General features: G+C 62.8%; 2 protein-coding genes and 1 pseudogene. All 3 read left to right on the top strand.

Going from position 1 to position 3,097, the window contains the following annotated elements:
• Positions 1 to 191 (top strand): annotated as a pseudogene (locus Q8N40_RS20575) (GFA family protein); the annotation flags it as partial.
• 9 nt (positions 192 to 200) lie between these two features.
• Positions 201 to 695: a hypothetical protein gene (locus tag Q8N40_RS20570; RefSeq protein WP_305713100.1), complete on the top strand. Its 495-nt coding sequence runs from the start codon at positions 201 to 203 to the stop codon at positions 693 to 695.
• Positions 692 to 2,848, top strand: a complete 2,157-nt coding sequence (scpA, locus tag Q8N40_RS20565; RefSeq protein ID WP_305713099.1) for a methylmalonyl-CoA mutase — start codon at positions 692 to 694, stop codon at positions 2,846 to 2,848. The genes Q8N40_RS20570 and scpA overlap by 4 nt, the downstream gene beginning before the upstream one ends.
• Positions 2,849 to 3,097: the final 249 nt, after the last annotated feature.

Below are 3,097 nucleotides of genomic sequence, written 5' to 3'. Positions count from 1 at the left end.
ACACGATCGAGCTCACCACCGGCAGCTTCGACCGGCCGGACCTCGTGGTTCCGACCTATGCCACGGGAACCGAGGCTCATTTGGCCTGGGTCGGCAGGATTCGCGATCTGCCCGGCCGAAGCACCCTTGAAGTTGCCGGCGCCGAAAAGCTTGGCGGCATCGTTAGCTACCAGCATCCTGACCATGACTGAGATTTCGAGATGACAGCCTTTAAAGATGTTTGTGATAGTCTCTTCAGCGAAAGGCGGCCGTTGGAGGTCCGTATGAGCCAGCGAAACGTCCTCGAAGTTCCGGGGTTTTTTGCCTTGGGCGCCCTGGCGACGCTGATTGCGGCGCTGGTCGGCACCGGCATTGTAATGGTTGCCCTTGGCTCAATGTCATTATTCGCGCTTATGTTTTTCTGGCTGTATTATCCAATAATGCTGAAAGCGCTATTGTTTGCGGCCTTGTTAGCCGCTCCAGTCACCTTTGGATTGTTTCCCCTGACCTCTTATCTCCTCAGAGGTCACCCGATACTGGTCCAATTCGTTGTCCCGACGATCGGCTTTGTTGCGGGCGGCGCAATAATGGTCCTTTGGTTCGCCAGCGGCTTGTTGGGTCCGAATACTGACCTGGCGCGTGAAATTTTTACCGGCATTGGGATGGTTTCGGGTTTGATCGCCGGTGCGTTTTACGCATGGGGGCTTCACCCATGAGCCGTATACCGAACTTCGCGAATATCGCCTTCGACAACACCGCCCGCGCCAAACTCGCCGGCAGCGCCGAGCCGTGGCTGACACCCGAGGGCATCCTGGTCAAACCGGGCTACACCGAAGCCGACCTCGAAGGCATCGATTTCCTCGACACCTTCCCCGGTATCGCGCCCTATCTGCGCGGCCCCTACCCCACGATGTACGTCAACCAGCCCTGGACCGTCCGGCAATATGCCGGCTTCTCCACGGCGGAAGATTCCAACGCGTTCTACCGCCGCAACCTCGCCGCCGGGCAAAAAGGCCTCTCGGTGGCGTTCGACCTCGCCACCCACCGCGGCTACGACTCGGATCATCCGCGCGTGTCCGGCGACGTCGGCATGGCCGGCGTGGCGATCGACTCGATCTACGACATGCGCACGCTGTTCTCCGGCATCCCGCTCGACCAGATGAGCGTGTCGATGACCATGAACGGCGCGGTGCTGCCGATCCTGGCATTGTTCGTGGCGGCCGCCGAGGAACAGGGCGTCCCGCCGGAGAAACTTTCGGGCACCATTCAGAACGACATTCTGAAAGAGTTCATGGTGCGCAACACCTACATCTATCCGCCGACGCCCTCGATGCGGATCATCTCCGATATTTTTTCGTACACCTCGCAGAAGATGCCGAAATACAACTCGATCTCGATCTCCGGCTACCACATGCAGGAAGCCGGCGCGACGCAGGACCTCGAGCTCGCTTACACGCTGGCCGACGGCGTCGAATATCTCCGGGCCGGGCTTGCCGCCGGGCTCGATGTCGACCGCTTTGCGCCACGGCTGTCGTTCTTCTGGGCGATCGGCATGAACTTCTTCATGGAAGTCGCAAAGATGCGTGCGGCGAGGCTGCTGTGGGCCAAGCTGCTGACGCAGTTCAACCCCAAGGATCCGCGTTCGCTGTCGCTGCGCACGCATTGCCAGACCTCGGGCTGGTCGCTGACCGCGCAGGACGTCTACAACAATGTGATGCGCACCACCATCGAGGCGATGGCGGCAACGCAAGGCCATACCCAGTCGCTGCACACCAACGCACTCGATGAGGCGCTGGCGCTGCCGACTGATTTCTCCGCGCGCATCGCCCGCAACACGCAACTGTTTCTGCAGCAGGAAAGCGGCACCAACCGCATCATCGATCCCTGGGGCGGCTCGTATTATGTCGAGCGGCTGACCCGCGATCTCGCGGCAAAAGCCTGGGGCCACATCCAGGAAGTGGAAGAACTCGGCGGCATGGCCAAGGCGATCGAGGCCGGGGTGCCGAAATTGCGGATCGAGGAAGCCTCAGCCAAGACGCAGGCCCGGATTGACGCCGGCCGGCAGGCCGTGATCGGCGTCAACAAGTTCAAGCCGTCGAACGAAGCTCCGATCGATGTGCTGAAGGTGGAGAATTCCACGGTGCGGCGGCTGCAGATCGACAAGCTGGCGCGGCTGCGATCCGAGCGCAGCCAGAAGGACGTCGACGCAGCGCTGGCGGCGCTGACCCGAAGCGCCGGCGAAGGCAACGGCAATCTGCTGGCGCTGGCGATAGACGCCGCGCGCGCCAAGGCCACCGTCGGCGAAATTTCCGATGCGATGGAAAAAGTATTTGGGCGGCACCGCGCCGAAATCAAATCCATCACCGGCGTCTACAAGCGGGAGGCGTCCACCATGTCCAACCGGGTCGAAAAAGTGCAAGCGCTGATCGACGCCTTCGAGGACGCCGAGGGCCGCCGTCCGCGCATTCTGGTCGCAAAAATCGGCCAGGACGGCCATGACCGCGGCCAGAAGGTGATCGCCTCGGCGTTTGCCGATGTCGGTTTCGACGTCGACATCGGACCGCTGTTTGCCACCGCCGAAGAGGCGGCACGGCAGGCGGTCGAGAACGACGTGCACATTTTGGGCCTCTCGTCGCTGGCGGCCGCCCACCTCACCGCGGTGCCGGAGCTGAAGGCCGCGCTGAAGAAGCAGGGCCGCGACGACATCATGATCATCATCGGCGGCGTGGTGCCGCCGCAGGACTACGATGCGCTGTACAAGGCGGGCGCCGAGGCGATCTTCCCGCCGGGCACCGTGATTGCAGATGCGGCCGAGGAGCTGATCCACAAGCTCAATGCGCGATTGGGGCACAGCGAGGCGGCGGAGTAACGCATCGCGGGTTACCGCCGCCGGCTGACGCCTTGCGACCGCAGCGCAAAGCTGACTAGAATGGCCGCATCATAAGAGCGCCGGGATTCACCGGCGCCACGGGAGGAGCTCATGCCCAAAATCACCCGCCGCGCTTTCGCGGCTACATCCGTTGCTGCTGCGGCCGTCGCGGCCTTCGGTTCCAGGCCGGCTCTGGCGCAGGCCTATCCGGCGCGTCCCGTCACCGTGGTCGTGCCGTGGGGCGCGGGC

The sequence above is a fragment of the Bradyrhizobium sp. genome, assembly GCF_030693485.1.
GTDB lineage: Bacteria > Pseudomonadota > Alphaproteobacteria > Rhizobiales > Xanthobacteraceae > Bradyrhizobium.
The sequence above is the reverse complement of the archived record's forward strand: the minus strand, read 5'-3'. Positions and strand labels throughout refer to the sequence as shown.

Bases quoted from the DNA above. Each gene is read 5' to 3' on its own strand.
- scpA (WP_305713099.1), top strand. From the start codon at position 692: ATGAGCCGTATACCGAACTTCGCGAATATCGCCTTCGACAACACCGCC.
- Q8N40_RS20570 (WP_305713100.1), top strand. From the start codon at position 201: ATGACAGCCTTTAAAGATGTTTGTGATAGTCTCTTCAGCGAAAGGCGG.